Source organism: Nocardia sp. NPDC056541, assembly GCF_042794235.1.
Classification (GTDB): Bacteria; Actinomycetota; Actinomycetes; order Mycobacteriales; family Mycobacteriaceae; genus Nocardia.
Map to the genome: position 1 here is coordinate 94,204 of NZ_JBHTUD010000011.1, position 23,463 is coordinate 117,666.

At 67.5% G+C, this 23,463-nt stretch carries 23 protein-coding genes; 8 read left to right on the forward strand and 15 right to left on the reverse strand.

The genetic code is table 11. From position 1 onward, the window contains the following. Nucleotides 1-7: 7 nt before the first annotated feature. The 6 genes from fabG to ACFQ9R_RS20630 are packed head-to-tail and all read right to left on the reverse strand — an operon-like array spanning nucleotide 8 to nucleotide 5,932. Entirely contained in the window at nucleotides 8-784 is a 777-nt protein-coding gene (gene fabG / locus ACFQ9R_RS20605) for a 3-oxoacyl-ACP reductase FabG (RefSeq protein WP_378992513.1), read from the reverse strand. Nucleotides 785-795: 11 nt separating this feature from the next. Next, a complete protein-coding gene (locus tag ACFQ9R_RS20610; protein WP_378992514.1) occupies nucleotides 796-1,053 on the reverse strand; it encodes an acyl carrier protein in 258 nt (85 codons plus the stop codon). Next, a complete protein-coding gene (locus tag ACFQ9R_RS20615; RefSeq protein WP_378992515.1) occupies nucleotides 1,050-2,294 on the reverse strand; it encodes a ketosynthase chain-length factor in 1,245 nt (414 codons plus the stop codon). Before ACFQ9R_RS20615 ends, ACFQ9R_RS20610 begins: the two co-directional genes overlap by 4 nt. Then, a complete protein-coding gene (locus tag ACFQ9R_RS20620; protein WP_378992516.1) occupies nucleotides 2,291-3,562 on the reverse strand; it encodes a beta-ketoacyl-[acyl-carrier-protein] synthase family protein in 1,272 nt (423 codons plus the stop codon). The genes ACFQ9R_RS20615 and ACFQ9R_RS20620 overlap by 4 nt, the downstream gene beginning before the upstream one ends. Then, nucleotides 3,559-4,179, reverse strand: a complete 621-nt coding sequence (locus ACFQ9R_RS20625) for a TcmI family type II polyketide cyclase (protein ID WP_378992517.1) — start codon at nucleotides 4,177-4,179, stop codon at nucleotides 3,559-3,561. Before ACFQ9R_RS20625 ends, ACFQ9R_RS20620 begins: the two co-directional genes overlap by 4 nt. Before the next feature lie 22 nt (nucleotides 4,180-4,201). After that, nucleotides 4,202-5,932: a biotin carboxylase N-terminal domain-containing protein gene (locus ACFQ9R_RS20630; RefSeq protein ID WP_378992518.1), complete on the reverse strand. Its 1,731-nt coding sequence runs from the start codon at nucleotides 5,930-5,932 to the stop codon at nucleotides 4,202-4,204. 300 nt (nucleotides 5,933-6,232) lie between these two features. On the opposite strand from ACFQ9R_RS20630, the gene ACFQ9R_RS20635 reads away from it, so the two are divergent. Genes ACFQ9R_RS20635 through ACFQ9R_RS20645 form a run of 3 tightly spaced genes read left to right on the forward strand, consistent with a single transcriptional unit; the run spans nucleotide 6,233 to nucleotide 7,716 of the window. Continuing rightward, on the forward strand, nucleotides 6,233-6,691 hold the full coding sequence (locus ACFQ9R_RS20635) for a MarR family winged helix-turn-helix transcriptional regulator (protein WP_378992519.1): 459 nt from the start codon (nucleotides 6,233-6,235) through the stop codon (nucleotides 6,689-6,691). 20 nt (nucleotides 6,692-6,711) lie between these two features. Further along, the gene (locus tag ACFQ9R_RS20640) at nucleotides 6,712-7,200 is read left to right on the forward strand and encodes a hypothetical protein (protein WP_378992520.1); all 489 of its coding nucleotides are present in this window, start codon (nucleotides 6,712-6,714) and stop codon (nucleotides 7,198-7,200) included. Between the two features lie 3 nt (nucleotides 7,201-7,203). Further along, on the forward strand, nucleotides 7,204-7,716 hold the full coding sequence (locus tag ACFQ9R_RS20645; protein ID WP_378992522.1) for a nuclear transport factor 2 family protein: 513 nt from the start codon (nucleotides 7,204-7,206) through the stop codon (nucleotides 7,714-7,716). Nucleotides 7,717-7,765: 49 nt separating this feature from the next. Here the strand turns inward: ACFQ9R_RS20645 and ACFQ9R_RS20650 are convergent, their stop codons facing one another. Continuing rightward, nucleotides 7,766-8,506, reverse strand: coding sequence for a response regulator transcription factor (locus ACFQ9R_RS20650; protein WP_378992524.1), 741 nt, complete (start codon nucleotides 8,504-8,506; stop codon nucleotides 7,766-7,768). Between the two features lie 187 nt (nucleotides 8,507-8,693). Continuing rightward, a complete protein-coding gene (locus tag ACFQ9R_RS20655) occupies nucleotides 8,694-9,647 on the reverse strand; it encodes a helix-turn-helix domain-containing protein (protein WP_378992527.1) in 954 nt (317 codons plus the stop codon). An 85-nt stretch (nucleotides 9,648-9,732) separates the two neighbouring features. On the opposite strand from ACFQ9R_RS20655, the gene ACFQ9R_RS20660 reads away from it, so the two are divergent. Next, nucleotides 9,733-9,900, forward strand: coding sequence for a hypothetical protein (locus tag ACFQ9R_RS20660; protein WP_378992528.1), 168 nt, complete (start codon nucleotides 9,733-9,735; stop codon nucleotides 9,898-9,900). 58 nt (nucleotides 9,901-9,958) lie between these two features. Here ACFQ9R_RS20660 and ACFQ9R_RS20665 read toward each other — a convergent pair whose 3' ends face one another. Further along, complete coding sequence (locus tag ACFQ9R_RS20665) at nucleotides 9,959-10,558, reverse strand: DUF3043 domain-containing protein (protein ID WP_378636811.1); 600 nt, start codon at nucleotides 10,556-10,558, stop codon at nucleotides 9,959-9,961. 315 nt (nucleotides 10,559-10,873) lie between these two features. Here ACFQ9R_RS20665 and ACFQ9R_RS20670 point away from each other — a divergent pair, with 315 nt between their 5' ends. Beyond that, nucleotides 10,874-11,230, forward strand: coding sequence for an iron-sulfur cluster assembly accessory protein (locus ACFQ9R_RS20670; RefSeq protein WP_067459056.1), 357 nt, complete (start codon nucleotides 10,874-10,876; stop codon nucleotides 11,228-11,230). 230 nt (nucleotides 11,231-11,460) lie between these two features. Beyond that, nucleotides 11,461-12,387, forward strand: a complete 927-nt coding sequence (locus tag ACFQ9R_RS20675; protein WP_378992673.1) for a carbohydrate kinase family protein — start codon at nucleotides 11,461-11,463, stop codon at nucleotides 12,385-12,387. A gap of 57 nt (nucleotides 12,388-12,444) precedes the next feature. Here the strand turns inward: ACFQ9R_RS20675 and asnB are convergent, their stop codons facing one another. Next, nucleotides 12,445-14,388 carry an asparagine synthase (glutamine-hydrolyzing) gene (gene asnB, locus ACFQ9R_RS20680; protein ID WP_378992674.1) on the reverse strand — a complete coding sequence of 648 codons (1,944 nt, stop codon included), beginning with the start codon at nucleotides 14,386-14,388 and terminating at the stop codon, nucleotides 12,445-12,447. A gap of 481 nt (nucleotides 14,389-14,869) precedes the next feature. Between asnB and ACFQ9R_RS20685 the strand changes: the two genes are divergently transcribed. Together ACFQ9R_RS20685 and ACFQ9R_RS20690 are read left to right on the forward strand one after the other, a co-directional pair. Next, on the forward strand, nucleotides 14,870-15,859 hold the full coding sequence (locus ACFQ9R_RS20685) for a cytochrome c oxidase subunit II (RefSeq protein WP_378992675.1): 990 nt from the start codon (nucleotides 14,870-14,872) through the stop codon (nucleotides 15,857-15,859). A gap of 10 nt (nucleotides 15,860-15,869) precedes the next feature. Continuing rightward, nucleotides 15,870-16,286: a cytochrome c oxidase subunit 4 gene (locus ACFQ9R_RS20690; protein WP_056816603.1), complete on the forward strand. Its 417-nt coding sequence runs from the start codon at nucleotides 15,870-15,872 to the stop codon at nucleotides 16,284-16,286. 135 nt (nucleotides 16,287-16,421) lie between these two features. On the opposite strand, the gene ACFQ9R_RS20695 is transcribed toward ACFQ9R_RS20690, so the two are convergent. The 5 genes from ACFQ9R_RS20695 to ACFQ9R_RS20715 all read right to left on the reverse strand — a co-directional run bounded on the left by ACFQ9R_RS20695 (nucleotide 16,422) and on the right by ACFQ9R_RS20715 (nucleotide 23,405). Beyond that, entirely contained in the window at nucleotides 16,422-17,915 is a 1,494-nt protein-coding gene (locus tag ACFQ9R_RS20695; protein ID WP_378992529.1) for an MFS transporter, read from the reverse strand. A 233-nt stretch (nucleotides 17,916-18,148) separates the two neighbouring features. Next, on the reverse strand, nucleotides 18,149-19,420 hold the full coding sequence (locus ACFQ9R_RS20700) for an FAD-binding oxidoreductase (RefSeq protein WP_378660387.1): 1,272 nt from the start codon (nucleotides 19,418-19,420) through the stop codon (nucleotides 18,149-18,151). A 51-nt stretch (nucleotides 19,421-19,471) separates the two neighbouring features. Further along, complete coding sequence (locus ACFQ9R_RS20705; protein ID WP_378992530.1) at nucleotides 19,472-21,025, reverse strand: alkaline phosphatase D family protein; 1,554 nt, start codon at nucleotides 21,023-21,025, stop codon at nucleotides 19,472-19,474. Between the two features lie 97 nt (nucleotides 21,026-21,122). Further along, the gene (locus ACFQ9R_RS20710) at nucleotides 21,123-22,502 is read right to left on the reverse strand and encodes an ABC1 kinase family protein (protein ID WP_378992531.1); all 1,380 of its coding nucleotides are present in this window, start codon (nucleotides 22,500-22,502) and stop codon (nucleotides 21,123-21,125) included. Between the two features lie 174 nt (nucleotides 22,503-22,676). Continuing rightward, nucleotides 22,677-23,405: a lysophospholipid acyltransferase family protein gene (locus ACFQ9R_RS20715; protein WP_378992532.1), complete on the reverse strand. Its 729-nt coding sequence runs from the start codon at nucleotides 23,403-23,405 to the stop codon at nucleotides 22,677-22,679. Between the last annotated feature and the right edge of the window lie 58 nt (nucleotides 23,406-23,463).

The window sequence follows — 23,463 nt, forward strand, 5'->3', positions numbered from 1 at the left end:
TCCCCTTTCAGTAATTCCCGAGTCCGCCACAGACATTCATCGCCTGGGCGGTGATGGACGCGGCGGTGTCGGAGGCGAGATAGCCGACCAGGCCCGCCACTTCCTCCGGAGTGCAGTAGCGGCCGAGCGGGATCTTGGCGGTGAACTTCGCCATCACCGCGTCCTCGGTGCTCTGCTGCAGGCTCGCGTAGTTCCGCCGAACCTGCTGCGCCATCGGCGTTTCCACGTAGCCGGGGCAGACCGCGTTGACGGTGATGCCGGTCGGCGCGAGCTCGTTGCCGAGCGCCTTGGTGAACCCGACGACACCGTGCTTGGATGCCGAGTACGGTGCGCCGAGGACCACGCCCTGCTTGCCGGCGGTCGAGGCGATGTTGATGATCCGGCCGCGGCTGCGGTGGCGCATCCCGCCGGTGTTGAGCACCTCGCGCGTCATCCGGAAGACGCTGTTGAGGTTGGTGTCGATGACGTTGTCCCAGATCTCGTCCACCAGGTCCGCGGTGACGCCGCCGCCGCTGATACCCGCGTTGTTGACCAGCACGTCCACCGGGCCGAACCGGGCGGTGGCGGCTTCGATGAACTCGTGCACCGACTCACCCGAACGCACGTCGACGGCGCTGCCGTCCACCTCGAGGCCGGCTTCGGTGAACTCCTTGACGGTGGTGGCGACGTTCTCCGCGGTGCGCGCGCCGAGGTAGACGGTGTGCCCGTTGCCGGCGAGCAGCCGGGCCACGGCCAGCCCGATACCGCTGGTGGCACCGGTGACCACTGCGTGCATTTTCGACATGATGACTCCTTCTAGGGGGTGCGAACGGGGAGAAGGGCGTTCACCGCGTCGAGAAAGGTGCGCGGTGTGGTCGCTTCGATCACGGTCGAGTCGTCGAGGGTCACCCCGAATTCGCGTTCGACGCGGCTGGCGGTCTCGAGCATCGCGAGGGAGTCGTAGCCGAGATCGTCGAAGGTGAGGTCGAGGATGTCGGACTCCAGGTCGACGTTCTCGGGTTCGCCGGAGCCTTCGAGGAGGATCCGGGTCAGGTCGTCGAGGGTGAATGTCATGAGATTTCCCTTCCTTCGGGTGCGGACACGACCATGGCGGAGTTGAATCCGCCGTAGCCGCGTGCCAGGACGAGTGCGGCACGCACCGTCGCGTGCCGCACCCCACCGACCACCAGGTCCAGTGGCGAGTCGGCGTTCGGGGTGACGTTGATCGTCGGTGGGATCTCGCCGGTCGACATGGCGAGCAGCGCGGTGGCGACATCGAGGGGGCCCGCTCCCGAATACAGCCGTCCCGTCATGGTTTTCGGTGCGGTGACGGGGACGCCGCGGTGACCGAAGACCGCGGTGACGGCGTCGGACTCGATCTGATCGTGCTCGGGCAGACCCGCGGCGTCGGCGAACACCACGTCGATATCGCTCGGCGCGAGTCCGGCATCGGCGAGCGCCCGTTCGATCGCCGCGCGCAGGGCCGGTTCGCGACCGGTTCCGGGCCCGGGATCGAACGTCGCGGCGTATCCGGCGATCTCGCCGTAGCTGCGCGCTCCCCGGGCGGTGGCGGCCGCCGCCGACTCGAGGATCAGGATCGCGCCGCCCTCACCCGGGACATGGCCCGCGGCCCGCGCGTCGAACGGCAGGTAGGCGGCGTCGGGATCGGCGCCCGCGTGCAACCGGCCGCTCGTCCACAGTGCCGCCCAGCCCCACGGGCACAGCGTGGCGTCCATCGCGCCCGACACCATCAGCGCGGTGCCTCGGCGAATCTGCCTGCGCGCATGGGCGATCGCGTCGAGGCCGCCTGCCTGGTCGCTGACCAGGACACCGCTGGGCCCTTTCATACCGTGACGAATGGAGATCTGGCCGCTGTTGACCGCGTAGAACCAGGCGAAGGACTGATAGGCGCTGACGAAACGGCTACCCCGGCTCCAGAGATTCCCGAGCTCCTTCTGCGCGAACTCGAATCCGCCCGAGGACGAGGCGGTGAGCACGCCCATGTCGAAGTCGTCGAGCTCGCCGGTGTCGATGCCGGCATCGGCCAGTGCCCATTCGGCCGCGACGAGAGCGAGGCGGGTCACCTGATCTGTCTGAGGCAGAAGGCGATTGGGCAGGTGTTGCTGGGGATCGAAGTCGTCGATCTCACCGGCCAGCGTGGCCGGGTAGCCCGCCGGATCGAAGCGGGTGAGTCGGCCGATGCCACTGCGGCCCCCGCGCACCGCATCCCAATAGGGCTGAGTACCGAGGCCGTTCGGCGCGGTGATGCCGATGCCGGTGACCACCGCGCGGGTGTCGTCGAGTACCGCGGTCATGCCGCGACTCCCTTCGCCGTGGTGAGGACCATCGCGCTCTGGAAGCCGCCGAAGCCGCTGCCCACCGTGAGTACGGTGTCGGTGCGGTGCTCACGGGCGGTGAGCGGCACGTAGTCGAGGTCGCATTCGGGGTCGGCGGTGTGCAGGTTCGCCGTCGGCGGCACCACGTCGGCGCCGATCGCCAGGACCGAGGCCGCGATCTCGATCGAGCCGATCGCGCCGAGCGAATGCCCGACCATCGACTTGATCGAGCTCACCGGGGTGTCGTAGGCGTGTGCACCCAAACTGCGCTTGAACGCGGCGGTTTCGTGCCGGTCGTTCTGCTTGGTGCCCGAGCCGTGCGCGTTGATGTAGTCGATCGAGTCGCCGGGCAGCCGGGCCTCGTGCAGCGCCACCCGGATGGCCTCGGCCATCTCGACGCCGTCGGGGCGCAACCCGGTCATGTGATAGGCGTTCGCGCGGGTGGCGTAGCCGGCGATCTCGGCGTAGATGTGCGCACCGCGCCGCCGGGCCGCGGACAGTTCCTCGAGGACGAACAGGGCCGCGCCCTCACCCAGGACGAAGCCGGTGCGGGAGGCATCGAACGGCCGGGAGGCGGTTTCGGGGGAGTCGTGGCGCGGGGTGGTCGCCTTGATCGCGTCGAAGCAGGCCATCGTGATCGGCGAGATCGGCGCGTCCGAGGCGCCGGTGACCATGATGTCCACCGAGCCCTCGGCGATGAGCTGGGCGGCGTACCCGACCGAGTCGAGACCGGACGTGCAGCCCGAGGACACCACGGTCGCCGGCCCTTGCGCGCCGACCGCGAAGGCCACCTCGGCGGCGAACGAGCCGGGCGACAGATGGTGGTAGAGGTGCTGGTCGGCGTACTTCTGGTCGACCAGTTCCAGGCGTCCGCCATTGCTGATCACGCGGTAGTCCTGCTCCAGGCGCATCGTCGCGCCGACCGCGCTGCCCAGTGCCACCCCGATCGAGTACGGGTCGATGGTGTCGAACTCGAGCCCGCTGTCGGCCACCGCGCTGCGCGCGCCGACGACGGCGAACTGTGCCGCGCGGTCGAGTCGCTGGATCTCGTGGGGAGTGAGGCCGTGCAGTTCGGGGTCGAAGTCGACCTCGGCCGCGACCTTGGACCGGAACTGCTCGGGATCGAAGAAGCTGATCCGCCGGGTGGCGGTGCGGCCGGCGGTGAGCAGTTCCCAGAACTGCTTGGTGCCGACTCCGCCGGGGGCGATCACCTCCATTCCGGTGATGACGACGCGCCGGGTGTTCACTGTGCCTCCCAGTGGTAGAAGCGGTGTGCGACCGCGTCGGCCGGCTTGCGCCAGGTCGACGAGTCGTACTTGTCGATCAAGGGGTCGAGGTCGTCGCAGATCTGGATGAAGCGCGGGTCGGCTTGCTTCCACGCCTGGGCGATCACCGCACCGCCGTCGGGGGTCTCGAAGTCCTGCAGGTGGAAATAGACGCCGCCGAGGGCGAAGAGCTGCCTGCGCCGGGTGCCCATCCGGTGGGGGACGTCGGTGGTGTCGAAATCGGCGAACAGCTGCGCGACCTGCGGGCGGCGTTCGGGGACCAGGCGATTGACGACGAGGGTGCTGAACATGGCGGGGTCCACCGGGCCGGGCAGCCAGTGGTAGTAGCGCTCGGCGAGCACGGTGGTGTCGAAGGGCGCGATATCGGCGCCGAGGTCGGGGCCCTCGGGCTCGCCGGGCAGCGGTGTGTCGCTGTCGACGATGTGGATGAGCAGGTCGTCGTGATAGTGGAACAGTTGGCGGCGAACGATTTTCGCGTCCGTCGGGGCCGCCGTGGCATCGTGCTCGGCGAACCTGCCCGCCACGCGTGCGCGGGCCGCGATAGTGGTCGTCCTGGCGACCGTGACTGTCGTATGCATCCGGTGTCGGCTCCTCTGCGGTTCAGTTCTGGATCCGGCACAGCACGGCGCCGCTGCCGATACTGGTGCCGATGTCGGTGATCAGGCCGACGACGATGCCCGCCTTGTGGGCGGTGACCGGTTGTTCCATCTTCATCGCCTCGATCACCGCGATGAGCTGCCCGGATGCCACCGAATCACCCTCGGCGGCAGCGAGTTTCACCAGAGTTCCGGCCATCGGGGCGGTCAGTGAGTCGCCGCTGGGGGTAGCGGCGGCGCTCACGCGCAGGGGGCGAGGCGAGGGTCGGGAGGCCGGTTTGGTGCCGCGCGCGGGCAGGGTCACCTCCACTCGTTTACCGCGCACTTCGAGCACCACGGTCTCGCGCGGCGCCGTGGCACCGGGCGGTGCGGCGGTATCGGGGTAGGGCTCGATGGTGTTGTCGAACTCGGTCTCGATCCAGCGGGTGTGTACGCGGAACGGCGCGTCGGTGAAGGCGGGGTCGGCGACCACCGCACGGTGCAGCGGCAGCACGGTCGCGATGCCGTCGATCGCGAACTCGCTGAGCGCGCGCGCCGCCCGTTGCAGTGCCTGGGTCCGGTTCTCGCCGGTGACGATGAGCTTGGCCAGCAGTGAATCCCAGTTCGCGCCGACCTCGGTGCCCGCCTCGACCCCGGAGTCGACCCGCACGCCCGGACCGCTCGGGGTCCGGTAGCCGGTGATCGTGCCGGGCATCGGCGCGAAGTTGCGCCCGGCGTCCTCGCAATTGACGCGGAACTCGATCGAGTGCCCACGCGTCGGGGGATCGGGATAGTCGAGGAGTCCGCCCGCGGCGATGCGCAGTTGCTCGCGGACCAGGTCGATGCCCGTGACCTCCTCCGAGACCGGGTGTTCCACCTGGAGCCGGGTGTTGACCTCGAGAAAGGACAGCGTGCCGTCGGCGCCGATCAGGAACTCACAGGTGCCCGCACCCACGTAGCCCGCGGCACGCAGGATGGCCTTGGAGGATTCGACCAGCGCGCTGTGCTGCGCGGGCGTGAGGAACGGCGCCGGCGCCTCCTCCACGAGCTTCTGATGACGGCGCTGCAGCGAACAATCCCTGGTCGAGACCACGACCACGGTGCCTGCCGTGTCGGCGAGGCACTGCGTCTCCACGTGCCGCGGGGAATCCAGATAGCGTTCCACGAAGCATTCGCCTCGACCGAACGCGGCCGTCGCCTCGCGGACCGCCGAGGCGAAGCACTCCGGGATCTCGGCGAGGGTGCGCGCCACCTTGAGCCCGCGACCGCCGCCGCCGTATGCCGCCTTGATGGCGACCGGCAAGCCGTGGGCCCGGGCGAACGCCACGACCTCGTCCGGATCCGATACCGGGCCCGGGGTACCCGCCACGATCGGCGCGCCCGCCGCGACCGCGATCGTGCGGGCGGTGACCTTGTCGCCGAGATCGCGGATCACCGAGGGCGGCGGGCCGATCCAGATCAGTCCCGCCGCCAGGACCGCGGCGGCGAAATCCGCGTTCTCCGACAGGAAGCCGTAGCCGGGATGGACCGCGTCGGCACCCGCGGCTCGCGCTGCGGCGAGTACCGCCTCGACATCGAGATAACTGGACTGCGCCGTGTCGCCGTCCAGTGCGTAGGCTTCGTCGGCGGTGCGCACATGCAGTGCGTCGCGGTCGGGATCGGCGTACACCGCCACCGCGGTGATGCCCGCGTCACGGCAGGCTCGTGCGATTCTGACGGCGATCTCACCGCGGTTGGCGATCAGCACTTTTCGCACGATGCCTCCTGAAAGTCGTTGGGACGCTTCACTAATCGTGCGTAACGGAGATCACCATATGGTGAACGGAACCTCCGGAAATCTTCAGGAGCTGCGCGCGCCGGGCGCCGCAGTCTGTGGAGTTCGTCCAATTCATCCGGGCTGGTTCAGGTTTCGCTCCGCCCGGTTGCCGACGGTGTGCGTCGGCCCTAGCATCACGCGCCGGCTCCGCGTCGACCGGGTGTCCGCTACCGGTCGCAATTACATGGCTTGCCATGTAATCTGAGGGGAGCCGCAGATCAACGACGATGGAAGGTGGGTATGGAACCGCTCGAGACGCTACCGATGGATCGGAGCAACTCCCTGGGGTACGTGATCAACCATCTGGCGCGGCTCATGGAACAGGCACTGCGCGACCGAATCGCCGGGCACGGTGTGGTGCCCGGGCAGTTCGCACAACTGCTCGCGCTGTACGAGGAGGAGGGGATCTCGCAGCTGCAACTCTGCGAGAAGGTCCGGATCGACCAGTCGACGATGGCCCACACGCTCAAGCGGATGGAGCGCGACGGCCTCATCCAGCGCACCGCCGACCCGCAGGACGGCCGGCGAGCGCTGATCTACCTCACCGACCGGTCCCGGCGATTGCGCACCGCGCTGATCGCCGCGGCCGGGGAGGTGAACGACATCGCGACCGCGGGGTTCCCCGAGGTCCGCGGCGACGACTTCATCCGCATGGTTCGACAGGCGATCGGCAACCTCGAGGCCGATCGGTCCACATGACCATCGAAGAGAGGTAAACCATGCTCTCGCGCATCCATCCCGTCGCGGGCACGATCGGATTGCTCACGATTCTCACCTTCTGGACCTCGACTGTGGTGAGTGAGCTCAGCGGTTCCAAGGACGCGATCATCGCGGTGAAGCAGACCATCCCGTGGGCGTTGCCGATCCTGGTGCTCGCCCTCGCCGCCACCGGCGGCACCGGCTTCCGGCTGGCCGGGGACTCCACGATGCCCCCGATCCTCGCGAAGAAGCGCCGGATGCCGTTCATCGCGGGTAACGGGTTGCTCGTGCTGATTCCCTCGGCGATCACCCTTTCCGTCCTCGCGGGCCGCGACGAGTTCGGGCCGTTGTTCTACGGCGTGCAAGCGCTCGAACTCGTCGCCGGTGCTACAAATATCGTGCTCATGTCACTCAATATTCGCGACGGCTTCCGCATCACCGGCCGTTTCGACAAGTCGAAATCGGAAAATCGAACCGCTACCATCGGTAGCGAGGAATCCCAGGGATAAATGATGAACGAGACCATTCTCCGTGCTGAGCTCGAATCGCTTCGCGCGGAAGTCCGTGAATTGCGCGACCATCGTGAGATCGCGGCACTCTTCGATACCTTCTTCTTTTTCGAGGATCGCAAATCGATGGACGACGCGTGGGCGCAAGCCATTTTCACAGACGATGTTCTTCTCGAATTGCCGCCCGAGGATTATCGCGGTATCGAGGGAATCGCCGCGCATATGACCTATGTGGTCAACCTGTTCGGTCCGACCCATCACACCACCACCGATTGTCATGCCGATATCGACGGCGACACCGCCGCGGTGCGGCTCAATCTCACCGCGACCCACAAGCACGTGGTGCCGGGCGAGGCGCCGCTGCTGGTCTGGGGCTACCTCGACGCTGATGTCGCGCGCACCGCCGCGGGGTGGCGGATCGCTCGGATGAAGTTCATCAAGGTGCTGCGCACCGGCGAGGCGCCGCCCGGATTCGCGTTCGACGAGAACCTGAACGTGGTCGCGGTCGGTAGCTGAGACAGCGAAGCCGCCGACTCCTCGGAGTCGGCGGCTTCGTCGTCGCCCCTCAGTCGCGCGGCATCAACTTGAAGCCGATTCCGCGAACGGCGACGATCCAATTGCTGGCGCCCAGCTTCGCCCGCAGGCTGCTGACGTGCGTGTCCACCGTGTGTTGCGACCAGGAACCGTCCCAGATCTCGCCCAGGATCTGCTTGCGCGCCACCACGATTCCCGGGCGGCGTGACAGCATCAGCAGCAGGTCGAACTCTTTTCTGGTGAGTGCGAGCGGGCGTCCGCGCAGAGTGGCCTCGCGGGCCCACTCGTCGACGCGCAGCGCGCCGCATCCCGAGGGTGACGCGCCGTTCTCGGTCTGTGGGCTGACCCGCCGCATGAGCGAGTCGATGCGGGCGACCAGTTCTCTGATGCCGAACGGTCGGGTGACATAGTCGTCGGCGCCGGAGCGCAGGCCGAGTACGCAGTCCAATTCGGAATCGCGATCGGTGACAACGATGATCGGAACCGTATGGCGCGCACGGATGGAACGGCATACCTCGAATCCGTCGAAATCGGGGAGATCGGGATCGAGCAGCACCAGATCGGCACGGCCGAACAGCTTCAGTGCCATTCTTCCGGTATCGACGGTGGCAACCTGGTGGCCATATCGGGGGAGTTCGCTGTCGAGCGATCCGACAGCATCCGAACCCGCCGCGATAAGAATGCGCCATGACCGTTCCACGGCGACGAGGCGAGGCTCGGGGAAATTCGGGGCGAGCTCGGTGTCGGTTTCCTTGAGTTCGCTGCTACGCATGGCTCGAATACCCTACCGTCCTGGGCATCGAAATGCCGCGCTGACGACCACACTGCTACGGGCGGTCGGGATTTCACCGGTCAGTATCAGCGTAGCCGACTCATTTCATTCGTGCACTGTGGAGTTAGTCGCCTTTTTGCGGAAAAGCGTCCGGATCGGTATTCCACGCACAATAACGGACGGTTGCTCAGCCTGCCGCGCCGAAGCGGCGGCGGTATTCGGTGGGGGCGATGCCGACCTGGCGCTGGAAGTGGTGGCGCAACAGGGCGCCGGAGCCGAAGCCGGACTCGTCGGCGATCCGTTCCAGGGCCATGTCGGTGGTTTCGAGCAGGTGCTTGGCGAACAGGACGCGCTGAGTGGTGAGCCATTTGACCGGGGTGGTGCCGGTTTCGGCGGCGAAGCGGCGGGCGAAGGTGCGGGTGGACATGCTGGAGCGGGCCGCGAGCTCGTCGACGGTGTGTGGGTGGGCGAGGTTCTCGGTGAGCCAGGCCAGGGTGGTGGACAGGCCGATCGAACTGCACTCGGGGACCGGCTGCTCGATGAACTGGCGCTGGCCGCCGTCGCGCTGCGGCGGCACGACCATGCGCCGCGCGATGCCGTTGGCGGCGGCGGTACCGATCTCGCGGCGGACCAGGTGCAGGCAGGCGTCGATACCCGCGGCGGTACCCGCGCTGGTGATCAGGTTGCCTTCGTCGACGAACAGGACGTCGGGGTCGACGGTCGCCTCGGGGAACATCGCGGCGAGTCTGTCGACATACCGCCAGTGGGTGGTGCACTTGCGGCCGTCGAGCAGGCCGGCCGCGCCGGCCAGGAAGGCGCCCGAGCAGACGGTGAGGACGGTCGCGCCCGCGTCGGCCGCCCCGCGCACCGCCGCGAGTACCCGGTCGTCGTACTGGTCGATCGGGGAGGCCGGGATGGCGACCAAGTCGGCCTTCGCGAGTTGGTCGAGGCCGAATTCCGGGGTGACGGCGATGCCGGGGGTGGTGGAACGCAGTGGCGTGCCCGGGTCGGCGCCGCAGACCCGGAAGTCGAAGCCGGGCAGGCCGTCGGCCGTGCGGTCGAGGCCGAAAACCTCACAGACGACACCGAATTCGAACATCGCGAGCCGGTCGCTGAGCACCACGGCAACCTTCGAGAGCATGCCTCATCGTAGCTGGCTGAATCTTTACGCACAATGACAGAACAGCCACTTTCGGCTGAAAATCATCGAGCGCAAAATTACTGCCATGCTTACTTTTCTGATCGTCCTCACCGCCGTCATCGGACTCGCCGTACTGATCGGTCGCGGCACCGCCGGCTCCACCGGGATCGTCGACCGCGACGCTCAGCGCATGGACACCGAGCTCAAAGCCATCGCGGGCTACGCCGACTACATCCGCCCGAGCCATCACTGAAAAGACGAATGCCGCCCCATCCGCAGGGATGAGACGGCATGCGCAAGTCCGGTCGAACTCAGACGGCGTCGCCGGGGCCGACCCGCGGCTTCGGAGCGCGCATCTTGCGGATCTGCGAGGCGCGGACGAAGGCGTACCAGCCGAGCTTGAAGCCGGTGTCGGTGGTGTCGGGGAACCGTTCGATCACCCGGTTGCTCACGATCTTGCCCAGGACGAAGCCCTCGATGATCATGAAGACCATCATCACCAGCATGGCCAGGGTGACGATGGTCTGCAGGCCGGGGGCGACGAACATCGACAGGATCAGCACCAGCGCCATCGGCATGAACAGGCCGACGAGGTTGCGGCGGGCGTCCACCAGGTCGCGCACATACGCGCGGACCGGGCCCTGATCGCGGGGCAGCAGATACTTGTCCTCGCCGGCGAGCATGCGGGCGCGGCGGTCCTGCACGGCGGCGCGACGGTCGGCGGCGGCGGCCTTGCGGTCCTGTTTGGTGCCCTTGACAGCCTTGCGGCGCGCGCGGGCTTCCTTGGCGGTCAGCGGGGCGGGCGCGATCGGACCGCGCCGCTTGCCTTCTGCCTCACGCCTTTTCGGCGTCGGCCTGCCCTTACCAGGAGTGGTCGACGCCGTGGCGGCGGCCTGTTCGGAGTCGGACACCGACGGGTCGACGGACTCGTCGATGGTGCTGGACTCGTCGCGACGAAACAATTTCACGTTCACCAGGCTATTCGATGATGCCGACCATCGGGAAATGCGGTCCGCTCAGCGGTGGGCCCGGTCTCATCCGCGGCCGGGCTGCGACGCAGATCACGCCGTCACAGGGCGTACTGTGGGCACAAGCACCCAGGTGGCGTCCACTGGCTGCGCCGAGGGTGGCAAAATAGGAATAGCAGTTGCTGCGACAGCGTTGAAGACAGTCGTGCGCTGTGCACCTGAGGTCCGTTGACGGGCTGAGTCGAACTAGGAGTGTCCATGACTGTGCAGAACGAGACCGCCACCGAGACCCACGGTGCGACGTTGACCGACGCTGCCGCCATCAAGGCGAAGGCGCTGCTCGACCAGGAGGGCCGCGACGATCTGGCCCTGCGGATCGCCGTGCAGCCCGGTGGCTGTGCCGGTCTGCGTTACCAGCTGTTCTTCGACGATCGCATCCTCGACGGTGACATCGTCGTGGAGTTCTCCGGCGTGAAGCTGGCCGTCGATCGCATGAGCGCCCCGTACATCGACGGCGCCTCGATCGACTTCGTCGACACCATCGAGAAGCAGGGCTTCACCATCGACAACCCGAACGCCACCGGCTCCTGCGCCTGCGGCGATTCGTTCAACTGATGTTCGGCGCCGCGGGTTAGCGGCGCCGTAACCTCGCCTTCGAGGGCGCGCCCGGGATCATTGTGGTTGCGTGGCGAGGTAGCGAACAGGTGAACCACAGGCGGTAGCGCTTGCTAACGTTGAAGTCCGGGATCGGGTGATCCCGGACTTTCTGTTTTCCTCGTCTAGCGTCGAAGGGGCCCTGCCTCGTGTCTGTTGCCGTGTCCGCATCCATCGCCACCGACCACCTCATGCGCTTCCCCGGCCGGTTCGCCGATGCGCTGCTCGCCGATCAACTCGATCATGTGTCCTTGAGCTTCCTCGTCGACGATCTGCAGATCCGCCGCGGCGGAGTGGCGGGCAACATCGCCTACGCGATGGGCCTGCTGAAGCAGCGTCCGGTGCTCGTCGGTGCCGTCGGCGCCGACTTCGCCGAGTACCGCCAGTGGCTGGAGGCCAGCGGCGTCGACTGCTCGGCCGTGCACGTGTCCGCGACATCGCACACCGCCCGGTTCGTGTGCACCACCGACGAGACGATGGCGCAGATCGCGTCGTTCTACCCGGGGGCGATGAGCGAGGCGCGCGATATCGATATCGCCGCGATCACCGCCGCCCACGATGTCGACCTGGTGCTGGTCGGGGCGAACGACCCCGACGCGATGGTCGCGCACACCCGCCAGGCCAAGGCGCAGGGCATCGCCTATGCCGCCGACCCGTCCCAGCAGCTGGCCCGTCTCGACGGCGAGCAGGCGACCGAACTGGTCGACGGCGCCGCCTACCTGTTCACCAACAAGTACGAGTGGGCCCTGCTGCAGCAGAAGACCGGCCTCAGCGAAGCCGACATCACCGCCAAGGTCGGCATCCGGGTCACCACGCTGGGTTCCGAAGGTGTGCTCGTCGTCGACGCCGACGGCACCGAGATCCGCGTCGGTGTGGTGCCCGAGGTGGCCAAGGTCGACCCGACCGGCGTCGGCGACGGTTTCCGCGCCGGCTTCCTCACCGCCCACCGCGCCGGCCTGACCCTGGAACGGGCCGCCCAGCTCGGCTCCCTGATCGCCGTCCTGATCCTGGAGACCACCGGCACCCAGGAGTGGACCCTCAACACCGACGACGCCCTCGAGCGCCTCACCAAGGCCTACGGCTCGGATGCCGCCGACGAACTGGCCTTCCTGCTCTGACTACAGAACGCGAACGCCCCCTGGATCTTTCGATCCAGGGGGCGTTCTTCTGTGCGTCTACAGCGAGACCGGGTAGACCGGTTCCTGGATTTCGGGCTTGATGCGGTCCTCGACGAAGATGCCGTGCCAGACCATGAAGACCAGGACGGTCCAGAGGCGGCGGCTGTGGTCGGAGATGCCCGCTTTGTGGTCGCGGAGCATCTGGAGGACGGCCGGCTTGTGCAGCAGGTGGTCGGTCTGGGACTCGGCGATCTGGGTTTCGGCCCAGTCGTAGAGTTCGGTGCCGCGCAGCCAGTGGCGCAGCGGGACCGGGAAGCCGAGCTTGGCGCGGTGCAGGACGTGGTCGGGGACGATGCCGTCCAGGGCCTGGCGCAGCGCGTACTTCGAGGTTTCCTTGGTGATCTTCTGATCGAACGGGATGCCCTCGGCGACGCGCATGACCTCGTTGTCCAGGAACGGCACGCGCAGTTCCAGGGAGTTGGCCATGGTCATCTTGTCGGCCTTGACCAGGATGTCGCCGCGCAGCCAGGTGAACAGGTCCAGGTGCTGCATGCGCGCGACCGGGTCCCAGCCCGCGGACTGGGCGTAGATCGGCGCGGTGACGTCCTGGTGGGTCCACTCGGGGCGGAAGTCGCGCAGGACCGCGCGCAGCTGGGCGTCGTTGAAGCTGCGGGCGTTGCCGTAGTAGCGGTCTTCGAGGCTGAGCGAGCCGCGCTGCAGCAGCGACTTGCCGCGCTTGCCGTCGGGGATCTTGTCACCGAGCTTGCCGAGCAACTTGCGCGCACCGGCGGGCAGATATTCGAAGGGCTTGAGCGACAACGGTTCCCGGTAGATCGTGTAGCCGCCGAACAGCTCGTCGGCGCCCTCGCCGGAGAGCACGACCTTGACGTGCTTGCGGGCTTCTTTGGCCACGAAGTACAGCGGCACCAGGGCGGGGTCGGCGACGGGTTCGTCGAGGTACCAGACGATCTCCGGGATAGCCGCGGCGAACTCGGCGGGCGTCACCATCCGGATGTAGTGCTTCGCGCCGATCAGCTCCGCGGTCTCGGCGGCGACATCGGCCTCGGAGTACCCCTCGCGTTCGAACGCGGAGGTGAAGGTCAGCAAATTCGGGTTGTGCCGGATCGCCAGCGCGGCGATGGCGGTGGAGTCGATGCCGCCCGACAGGAACGAACCGACTGTCACATCGGCGCGCATGTGCTTGGCGACCGAGTCCTCCAGCGCCGCGGCGATCTCGGCGTAGCGTGCCTTCTCCGACCCCGCCACGAACGGGCGGACCCGGAAGTCGGGGCGGAAATAGCGGGTGACAATCGGTTCCTGGCCGACCTTCACCGTGGCGTAGTTGCCGGACTCGAGGCGACGGATGTTGCGGTGCAGCGACTCGGGCTCGGGCACGTACTGCAGCACCGTGTAGTGCTCGAGCGCGCGCGGGTCCAGCTCGTCGGACAGTTCCAGCGGGCTCAGCAGTTCGAGCAGGCTCTTCTTCTCGCTGGCGAAGGCGGTGCCGCCGGGGCCGGTCGCGATGAACAGCGGCTTGATACCGAACGGATCGCGCGCGAGGAACAGTTGCGAGGTCTCGGTGTCCCAGATCGCGAAGGCGAACATGCCGCGCAGCTTGCGCACGGCCTCGGGACCCCAGAAGTGGAACGCGGCCACGATGGCCTCGCCGTCACCGTCGGTGGCGAAGATCTTGCCATCGGGGAATGCGGCGCCGTGCTCGGCGGCCAGCTGCTCACGCAGTTCGAGGTAGTTGTAGATCTCGCCGTTGAAGGTCATCGCGTAGCGCTGCGGGTTGTCCGCGGGGCCCCAGCGCAGCGGCTGGTGCGAGTGCTCGATATCGATGATGGACAGGCGATTGAACCCGAAGATCATGTGATCGTCGTGCCAGGTGCCCTTCTCGTCCGGGCCACGATGCCGCTGGCAGTGCAGCGCGTCGTACACCTGATCGACCACCGCGGTCGTCGCGGAATCAGCTGTCAGGAATCCGAGCAGTCCGCACACGGTGTCGCCCAACCTTCTCTCGTTCGATGATGGGTGGCCACAACGGGCCGAAACGCTGTGTCCGAGTATGCCGCACGCCTGCCCGACACGCCGCGCTCGCCCGCTCCCGCGGGGTGCGCAGCCACCAGACGAGGGCCAAACCGCAGGTCGCGATGTTCGGCGCGGTCACGGCGGAGTGTCGAAAGTGACCCCGCGACAAGACAGTGCCCGCTTTGGTCTACGCTGCGTAGTACTCAGGTCCTTCTCAGGTGTGCAGGCGTCACAGCGGCAATACTTCGAGAGGCCTGAAACTGCTTTGAAGAGGTGTCGGAACGGGCGAATCGCCGCCCGGACGACGCAATGTGTCGGAATGTGTGGCGACCAGGAAGGCGTGAGCGTGGCGCACAAGGCGAGCGAAGAGATCGGGGCACGACCCGAGAAGGGTCGGCAGGGCCGGATCCTTCGGCGGGCCGGGCTGGCGGTGTCCTTGGGGATCACCGCGATGCTCGTCTCGGGCTGCTCGATCGACAATGTTTGGCTCCGGTTCGGCTGGCCGTCGGGTATCACCCCGCAGGCCACCCGGATGCGCGAGCTGTGGACCTGGTCGGTGCTGGCCGCGCTCGCCATGGGCGTGCTGGTCTGGGGTCTGACCTTCTGGACGGTCATCTTCCACCGCAAGCGCAAGAACTCCCCGGAGTTCCCGCGCCAGACCGGCTACAACGTGTCGCTGGAGCTGACCTACACGGCGATCCCGTTCGTGATCATCGCGGTGCTGTTCTACTTCACCGTGGTCGTGCAGAACTATGTACACGAGAAGACCGACAACCCGGATGTCACCGTCGACGTGACCGCCTTCCAGTGGAACTGGAAGTTCGGCTACCGCAACATCAACAACGTCGGCGGTCTCACCTGGAACGGCATCGACACGGAGAAGGAGCTGCTGAACGAAGAGCAGCTCGCCGAATACCGTGAGCTGAAGAACGACAAGGGTCACCCGCAGCCGGGCCCCCTGCACGGCAAGCCGGCCAACGACATCCTCTCGTACCTGCACTACGACAAGGTCGAGACCTTCGGCTCCAGCGAAGAGATTCCGGTCCTGGTGCTGCCGACCGGTAAGCGCATCGAGTTCCAGCTCGCCGCCGCCGACGTGATCCACGCCTTCTGGGTACCGGAGTTCATGTTCAAGCGCGACGTGATGCCGAACCCGAAGGAAAACCAGTCCGACAACGTCTTCCAGATCTCCGAGATCGAGAAGGAAGGCGCGTTCGTCGGCCGCTGCGCCGAGATGTGCGGCACCTACCACTCGATGATGAACTTCGAGGTCCGCGCGGTCTCGCCGGAGAAGTACGCCAAGTACATGCAGGCGCGCATCGAGGGCAAGACCAACGGTGAGGCGCTGGCATCGATCGGCGAGTCGCCGGTGGCCACCTCCACGTACCCCTTCAACACCAAGCGTGATGCCAAGAGCGCTTCGGTGAACGAGAGCAAGTGAGGATTCTGATATGAGGATCGAAGCGCGGATCTTCGAACTGCTCACGGCGTTCTTCATCCTGGTGGGCATCGTCTACGGCTTCTTCACCGCCCAGTCGCGCACCGGCATCGAGTGGGCAGGCACTACCGCGATCGTGCTGACCGCGGGTCTGTCGCTGATCATCGGCACCTACTTCCGGTTCGTCGCGCGTCGCATCGACCTGCGTCCCGAGGACTACGAAGAGGCCGAGATCGTCGACGGCGCCGGTGACCTGGGCTTCTTCTCGCCCGGTAGCTTCTGGCCCATCCTCCTCGCGGGCGCCGGTTCGGTGACCGCGCTGGGTCTGGCGTTCTTCCAGTTCTGGCTGATCGGCCTCGGCGTGGTGCTCGTGCTCGCCGCCGCCGCCGGCCTGGTCTTCGAGTACTACCTGGGTGCCGAGAAGCACTGATCCATCAGGAAACGGTCGCCGCGACGCCCTCGAGCCGAGGGAGTCGCGGCGACCGTTTTCGTTGTCGGAGGATGTCTCCCGAGAACGGCAGAGCCGGTCGTGCGAGCGCACGACCGGCTCTGGGCATCGAATGCCTCAGTGCGCGAACACCAGTCCTTCCTCCGGCCCTTCCACCGTGCGCGGAGCGGACAGCTGCACGATCCGGCGGGGCAGCGCCGCCGCGACCACCGCACCGATGAGCGCGGTCGCACCACCGATCAGGAAGGCGATCGTGAAGCCGCGGTCCAGATAGAACACCGCGCCCTGCGTCATCTCCGGCGGGATCGGCGCGATGTAGGAGTTGTTCATGATCGTGAAGGCGATAACCGGCAGGACGGCGGGGAACACGCTCTGCGAGACGCCGACGATGCTCGCGGTGCCTGCCTGCAACTGCGGCGGCACGGCCTCGATCAGCAGATTCGGGATCGCGGCGTAGGCCATGCCCATGCCCGTGCCGAAGATGCCCGCGAAGACGATCAGCAGGGGCTTGCTGTCGTGCACGGCGGCGGTCAGCACGAATCCGACGGCCATCAGCAGCATGCCGCAGGTCATCAGGATGCGGGGGCGGACGTCGCGGCGGCCGACGAGCACACCCACGAGCACGCCGCCGACCACCACCATCAGCCCCACCGGCGCCTGGAAGATCGCGAAACCCTCCGCGGTGACGCCGAATCCGTAGTCGAGCCCGAACACGGCGGGCGTCATGGCCATCATCGGCAGCAGGATGGTGAACAGCCCGCTGGCGCCGTAGCAGAGTCCGGCGCCGATCGTGGTGAGCAGCACCGAACGGCGGCCGAGCACATCGAGGTCGATCAGCGGTTCCCGGATCATTCGCGCGCTCGCCAGCCAGGCCAGCAGCAGCACCACGCCACCGAAGAGGTACGCCATGGTCGTACTGTCACGCCAGCCCCAGGTCGGTCCGAAGCTGACCGCGATGAGGATGCCGGCGATGCCGCCACCGAGCAGAATCGCTCCGAGCGGGTCGATCCGTGAGCGCAGCCGCACCGACGACTCGGCCGTCGTGAAGAAGATCAGCGCGCCCAGCACGGCGAGACCGATGACGAAGAACCAGAAGATGCTGCGGAATCCGTGATTGTCGATCAGCCACCCGGTGAGGAACGGCGCGGGAATCGCGATCAACCCCATGCCGCTGGTCGCGATGCTCACCGCCAGCGCGATCGTCTTCGCCGGGAACACGTCCCGGATCAGCGAGTAGCTCAGGAACAGGCAGGGGATGAGCAGGCCGGTCAGCGCACGGCCCGCGATCAGGACGGCGTAGCTGCCCGCGATCGCCGACAGCAGCGATCCCGCCGCTGCCACGGTCACGCACCCGAGCAGGGCTTTGCGCTTGCCGTACATGTCCGCCAGCTTGCCGATCAGCGGCGCGGTGACGGCGCCGACCAGCAGGAACGATGTCAGCAGCCAGGCGCCCTGGGTGGTCTGGTAGTGCGCGGCGATCGACGGTAGCGCCGTCGAGATCATCATGTAGCTCACCGCGAGCATCTCCAGCAGGAGCACGATCGAGGCGAGCGAGAAGATCAGGCGTGGGGTCCAGCGGTCCACGGCGGGTGTCGGAGTGGGAGCGACCATCAGAGGTCCTTTCGAGGATGGGGCCCGCATTCGACGAACGATCGAAATGCGTAACCGACATCACACTTTCTCCGGGTGATCCGTAGAGCCGACTATCCCATCCACTGGGAGATGGATATGACTGATAGTCAGATAGCCACCGTGGGACCCGACGTGACCAGCGGGTTCGGCGTGTAACACAGTGCGCGAATACGCGCAGCCGGGCGAAACGCCGAACCCGCCGGGTCCGTCCGTCAGACGCTGTAGCGCAGGCCCTGCTCCGAGCGGCAGATGTCGTCGATGCCCGAGACGATCTCGCGCAGCTGCTCCGAGGGTAGGGCCGAGGGACGCAGGCGGCAGGTGAAGGTGATCAGGCCGTAGTCGGCGGGCGTGAGGCCGCGGGCGGCGGCTTCGGCGCGCAGGTACTCCGAGCGCACGCCGTAGGTCATCGCGGAGATGACGGTGAAGCAGCCAGAGCGCTCGCGGTGCGCCGAGAACAGATCGTGCAGGCCGTAGAAGACCGAACCGTAGTTGGCCAGCGGGGCGAACACGCCGACGCGGTAGGCAGGGCCGCGTTCGGAGGAGTTGATGACGGTGTCGGCCAGGTACTCGGCGTCGCGCATGGTGAGGACCTTCGGCGCGAACATCAGCGCGCCCGCCGCCGCGTTGCGGACCGGCATGCCCGCGCGGCCGCCCGCGGCGGAAGCGATGGCGCCCAGCGACTTCCGGGTCCGCGTGCCGACCTCACGCCGGGCCCGCAGGCCGCGCGTGGGGGCGGTGGGGTACAGGCTCGACCACTGACCGAAACGGACGGCGCCGAGGGTCACCTGGCCGGTGCCGACCGGGCGCGCCACCTTGAGCGGGGCGGTGTCGACCCAGCGACCGACCTGCAGCGCCGCGCTGCCGGGGTTGGTGATCTCGTTGGTCGCGTGCTCGACGAAGGAGTCGAAGTCGAGGAACCGGTCGGCGTCGGTGGTGAGCATGGTGTGGTCTTTGTCGACCTCGACCACGTCCAGGGTGAGGGCGGTGATGATGCCCGCACGACCGCCCGCGCCGAGGATGCGGTGGAACCGCTCGGTGTGGTGGCCGCGCCCGCAGGTGCCGATCCGGCCGTCGGGGTCGACGTACTCGAGGTCGACGATCTGGTCGATGAACATGCCGTAGCGATGCGAGGCGGTGCTCACCCCGCCGACGGAGGCGAAGCCGCCCGCGGTGATGTCGCGATGATCGCCGACCACCGGCAGGCCGAGACCGTGCGCGCCGAGCCTGCGGTCGATCTCGGACAGCTTCGCGCCCGCCTGCACGCGCACGGTGCGTCGGCCCAGGTTGATGTCGAGCACCGAGTTCATCTTGCGCAGCGAGAGCGCCCCGCGCTGATCGGTCAGGCCATAGGACTCTTCGGTCTGTTCACCGCCGCGCACCGTCAACCGTTCCGACCGACCGCGCGAATCACGCACAGTGCGAACGACATCCGCCGTATCGGTGGGGAGATATTCTTCGGAGATGACGGTATGCGGCGTGCCCATGACCGCATAGCTAACCATAGGTGCGCGGTTCTTGCGCAGGGTACTTCGCACCTATTTCCGCGTGGGCGCGAGTTGCTTGGTGAACAGGACTTTTCCGGTCGCGTCGCACAAGTTGACGGTCATTTCTCCGGTGCGGCCGTCGATTTTCACCTCGCCGAAGTGCTGGTACTCCGGATCCATCGGGGAGGTGTTCGCGGTGGGCGGCGCGTGGACGTAGACCGCCTCGGGCCCGAAGGTGGGATCGAGGGGGTTGGGGCCGAACGCGCCCGCGTTGAGCGGGCCCGAGACGAACTCCCAGAACTCGTCGAAATCGGTGAAGGCGGCGCGGGCGGGGGAGTAGTGGTGCGCGGCGGTGTAGTGGACATCCGCGGTGAGCCAGACGACATCGCCGACCTTGTTCGCCTTGATCGCCGAGAGCACCTGGGCGATCTCGGTCTCGCGGCCCGACGGTGCGCCGGGGGCGGCGTTGGCGGGGCCTTCGAAGGCGGTCTTGCCGTCGGGGACGACCACGCCCAGCGGCAGGTCGGCGGCGACGATCTTCCAGGTGGCCTTGGAGTTCTTCAACCCCTCGGTGAGCCAGGCGATCTGGGCGGCGCCGAGGATCTGGCCCCGGGGCGCGGTATTGGCGGTGTTGGCGTCCTTGTAGGCGCGCATGTCCAGGACGAACACGTCCAGCAGCGGGCCGTAGGAGATCTTGCGGTAGAGGCGGCCGTCGACAGCTTCCTTGGGCTCCAACGGCATCCACTCGTGGAAGGCCTGCCAGGAACGCGTAGCGAGGGTGTCCATGCTGCGCTCGGTGTAGCCCTTGTCAGCGGCGACCGTGCCGCCGGGGGACCAGTTGTTGGTGGTCTCGTGGTCGTCCCACTGGACGATCTGGGCGACGGCGGCGTTGAACCGGCGGTAGTTGTCGTCGGTGAGGTTGTAGGCGTAGTTGCCGCGGAACTGGTCGAGGGTTTCCGCGGGGGCGTTCTTCGCTTCGGCGGTGATGTTGCGCCAGATCCGCCCGTCGGGCAGCGTCACCGATTCCTTCAGCGCGTTGTCGGCGTAGATGCAGTCGCCGGAATGCAGGAACAGGTGCGGGTCGCGAGCGGCCATGGCGGAGAACACCTTCATGCCGCCGAGGTCCGGGTTGATCCCGAAACCCTGGCCGGCGACGTCACCGGACCACAGCAGCGAGATGTCGGCGGGCGCGGTCGGCGCCGTGCGGAACACGCCGGTGAGCGTCTCCGAGCTGGCGCCGCCCTCCCCGTCGAGGCGTACCCGGTAGTGCACGAGTTGCCCGGCGGGCAGACCGTTCACCCGCACCCGTCCGGTGCCGTCGGTAGCCGGGGTGAGCAGCGGCCCCGTGAATCGCTTGACGTCGGTGAACTTCTCGCTCGCCGACGTCTCCACCACCAGCGTCGCGGGCGTATCCGAGCGAGCCCAGATCAGGGCGCCATCACTACGCGGATCCCCGACCGCCACCCCGTGCGTGAGCGAAGGCCTGGCTCGTACCAATGCGGGCCCGTCGTCACCGCAGGCCACCAGGGCGGGAGCGGTCACCACACCGAGGGCGGTTGCGCGCAGCAGCGTGCGCCGAGACATCGCGAAATCCGAAACAGCCATGAACGTCACGGTGCGCCACCGGTCGGAACACCCGGTCGTTAGCAAGGCAACGGAACATGAACGATGCCGTACGGCAGACCGAACTCGGGTGAGGCGTCTACAGCCCCGCGGCGGCGGCGGTTTCGGGGTACCAGCGGGTGCATTCGGCGCGGAGGGGGACGGCGGTGTGGAGTTGGCACAGGACTGCCAGACCGCCGAGGAAGGAGCGCAGGATCGGGGTGTGGGCGGGGGGCATGGTGAGCTGGCGCAGGATGTTCGTCAGGCGCAGGTCGGTGGCGAGGCGGACCTGTTCGCGGAGCCAGTCGGCCGAGAGCGGGTAGGTGGGGGCGAGGAGGGCATCGCGGACCGGTTGCAGGCGGGCGGCGACGGTGGCGATGTCGAGGTCGCGGTCGGGAGCGACGAAGCCGTGGCGGCGCATGGCGGCCTCGAGGTCGGCGGGGGAGTCGGCGATGACGGCGGCGCCGACGTCGCTCGCGACGTCGAGGAAGGTGCCGGGCCACGGTGTGCAGGCGCCGAAGTCGACCACGCCGAGCCGGCCGTCGGGCATGCGAAGGAAATTGCCGGGGTGCGGGTCGCCGTAGACGAGGGCGGCGCGGGCGGGAGCGGAGAACAGGAAACGCATGATCAGCACGCCGAGCCGGTCGAGTTCGTTCGCATTGCCGCGAATGATCAACCGGGACAGAGGAACACCGTCGAGCCATTCGGTGACCAGAACGTCACCGTGCTGGGCGATCACCCGGCTCACCACGACATCGGGGTCGTCGGCGAAGGCGGTGGCGAAGGCGCGCTGGTTGACGGCCTCGCGGGCGTAGTCGAGTTCGTCGCGGATCTCGTTGCACAGCGCCTCCACCACCGGGCGGGTGTCGGCGCCGGGCAGCAGTGCGGTGAACAACGGTGTGGCGCGTCGCAGAGCTTGCAGGTCGGCCAGCACCGCGCGGCGGGAGCCGGGGTACATGACCTTGACCGCGACCTGCGTGCCGTCGTGCCAGCGGGCCCGATGGACCTGGCCGACCGAGGCGGCGGCGGAGGCGCGGTCGTCGAATTCGAGGAACAGCGAGCGCCAGTCCGGGCCGAGATGGGTGGCGAGCTCGGCGTGGACCGCGCCCGGAAGCATGGCGGGCGCCGAATCGTGCAGTCGGGCAAGGGCTTGGCGATACGGTTCGGCCAGGTCGGGGGCCAGGCCGAGTTCGAGCAGGCCGAGGAGCTGGCCCAGTTTCGCGACACAGCCCTTGAGCTCGCCGAGTACCTGGAAGAGGTGTTCGGCGGTGCGAACGCGGATGTCGCGGTCGACGGCGGCGGGGTCGCGACCCGCGGCGCGTTTGCCGAAGCCCGCGATGCGGCGGCCCGCGTAGGCCACCGGTACCGCGGCCAAGCGCGCGCTGCGCACTACCCGGCCGGTGGGCGGATTGCCGTCACGCGGGGTCGTCCGCCGGGCGAACGGCATGACGCGACCCTCGTCGGATTCGCCTCCGGCCATCGTCTACCTCGCTGTCCCCGGCGCCCGCCACCTGTGGTGGCCGCCCGCCCGTGCCTGGCAAAGGTTACCAATCGGGCGCGAAGGTGTCCGGGCAACGGCGGACGCGTGCGCGGAGAAACGATCCGGGCAACGACGACCTACGCCGGTTCATCGTGTGGCGCACCAGGGTTCGGCTCAGCCGGCCTTGGTCTCGGGGATGCGGGTGGCGTCGATCTGGTTGTCGGTGGGCGCGACGCCCTTCTTGAGGCTGTGCGCGTACACGTCGACATATTCCTGGCCGGTGAGCCGCATCAGCTCGTACATCACCTCGTCGGTGACAGCGCGTTCGACGAAGCGGTTACCGCTCATACCCTCGTAGCGCGAGAAATCAAGAGGCGCACCGAACTTCAGCGTGACCTTCTGGCGACGCCACTTGAACGGTCCGGGCGGGCTCACCTTGTCGGTGCCGATCACCGCGACCGGGATCACCGGGACGCCGGTCTCCAGCGCGAGGCGCGCCATGCCGGTCTTGCCCTTGTAGAGGCGGCCGTCGGGGGAGCGGGTGCCCTCGGGGTACAGGCCGACGAGGCGACCTTCGTCGAGGAGTTTGGTGGCGGCGATGAGCGCGTCGTCGGCAGCCGAGGCGCCACTGCGATCGATCGGGTACTGGCCGGTGCCGCTGAAGAAGAACTTCTGCAGGCGCCCCTTGAAGCCAGGGGTGGTGAAGTACTCCGCCTTGGCGAGGTAGTTGATCCGCCGGGGGCTCAGCAGCGGTGCGAACAGCCAGTCGGAGAACGACAGATGGTTACCCGCCATGATCGCCGGTCCATCAGCCGGGACGTTCTCGAGGCCCTCGACAACGGGCCGGTTGTACAGATGCATGAACGGTCCCGGGAAGACGTACTTGAGCAGCCAATAGAACATGGCGTCCTTTCTTCGGACCGGGATCGTGGTGTGCGGCTTCGGACAACGACTTTACCGC

Coding starts and splice junctions, on each gene's coding strand:
- fabG (WP_378992513.1), bottom strand. CDS start 784: ATGTCGAAAATGCACGCAGTGGTCACCGGTGCCACCAGCGGTATCGGG.
- ACFQ9R_RS20610 (WP_378992514.1), bottom strand. CDS start 1,053: ATGACATTCACCCTCGACGACCTGACCCGGATCCTCCTCGAAGGCTCC.
- ACFQ9R_RS20615 (WP_378992515.1), bottom strand. CDS start 2,294: ATGACCGCGGTACTCGACGACACCCGCGCGGTGGTCACCGGCATCGGC.
- ACFQ9R_RS20625 (WP_378992517.1), bottom strand. CDS start 4,179: ATGCATACGACAGTCACGGTCGCCAGGACGACCACTATCGCGGCCCGC.
- ACFQ9R_RS20635 (WP_378992519.1), top strand. CDS start 6,233: ATGGAACCGCTCGAGACGCTACCGATGGATCGGAGCAACTCCCTGGGG.
- ACFQ9R_RS20640 (WP_378992520.1), top strand. CDS start 6,712: ATGCTCTCGCGCATCCATCCCGTCGCGGGCACGATCGGATTGCTCACG.
- ACFQ9R_RS20645 (WP_378992522.1), top strand. CDS start 7,204: ATGAACGAGACCATTCTCCGTGCTGAGCTCGAATCGCTTCGCGCGGAA.
- ACFQ9R_RS20650 (WP_378992524.1), bottom strand. CDS start 8,506: ATGCGTAGCAGCGAACTCAAGGAAACCGACACCGAGCTCGCCCCGAAT.
- ACFQ9R_RS20655 (WP_378992527.1), bottom strand. CDS start 9,647: ATGCTCTCGAAGGTTGCCGTGGTGCTCAGCGACCGGCTCGCGATGTTC.
- ACFQ9R_RS20660 (WP_378992528.1), top strand. CDS start 9,733: ATGCTTACTTTTCTGATCGTCCTCACCGCCGTCATCGGACTCGCCGTA.
- ACFQ9R_RS20670 (WP_067459056.1), top strand. CDS start 10,874: ATGACTGTGCAGAACGAGACCGCCACCGAGACCCACGGTGCGACGTTG.
- ACFQ9R_RS20675 (WP_378992673.1), top strand. CDS start 11,461: ATGCGCTTCCCCGGCCGGTTCGCCGATGCGCTGCTCGCCGATCAACTC.
- ACFQ9R_RS20685 (WP_378992675.1), top strand. CDS start 14,870: ATGCTCGTCTCGGGCTGCTCGATCGACAATGTTTGGCTCCGGTTCGGC.
- ACFQ9R_RS20690 (WP_056816603.1), top strand. CDS start 15,870: ATGAGGATCGAAGCGCGGATCTTCGAACTGCTCACGGCGTTCTTCATC.
- ACFQ9R_RS20695 (WP_378992529.1), bottom strand. CDS start 17,915: ATGGTCGCTCCCACTCCGACACCCGCCGTGGACCGCTGGACCCCACGC.
- ACFQ9R_RS20700 (WP_378660387.1), bottom strand. CDS start 19,420: ATGGGCACGCCGCATACCGTCATCTCCGAAGAATATCTCCCCACCGAT.
- ACFQ9R_RS20705 (WP_378992530.1), bottom strand. CDS start 21,025: ATGGCTGTTTCGGATTTCGCGATGTCTCGGCGCACGCTGCTGCGCGCA.
- ACFQ9R_RS20710 (WP_378992531.1), bottom strand. CDS start 22,502: ATGGCCGGAGGCGAATCCGACGAGGGTCGCGTCATGCCGTTCGCCCGG.
- ACFQ9R_RS20715 (WP_378992532.1), bottom strand. CDS start 23,405: ATGTTCTATTGGCTGCTCAAGTACGTCTTCCCGGGACCGTTCATGCAT.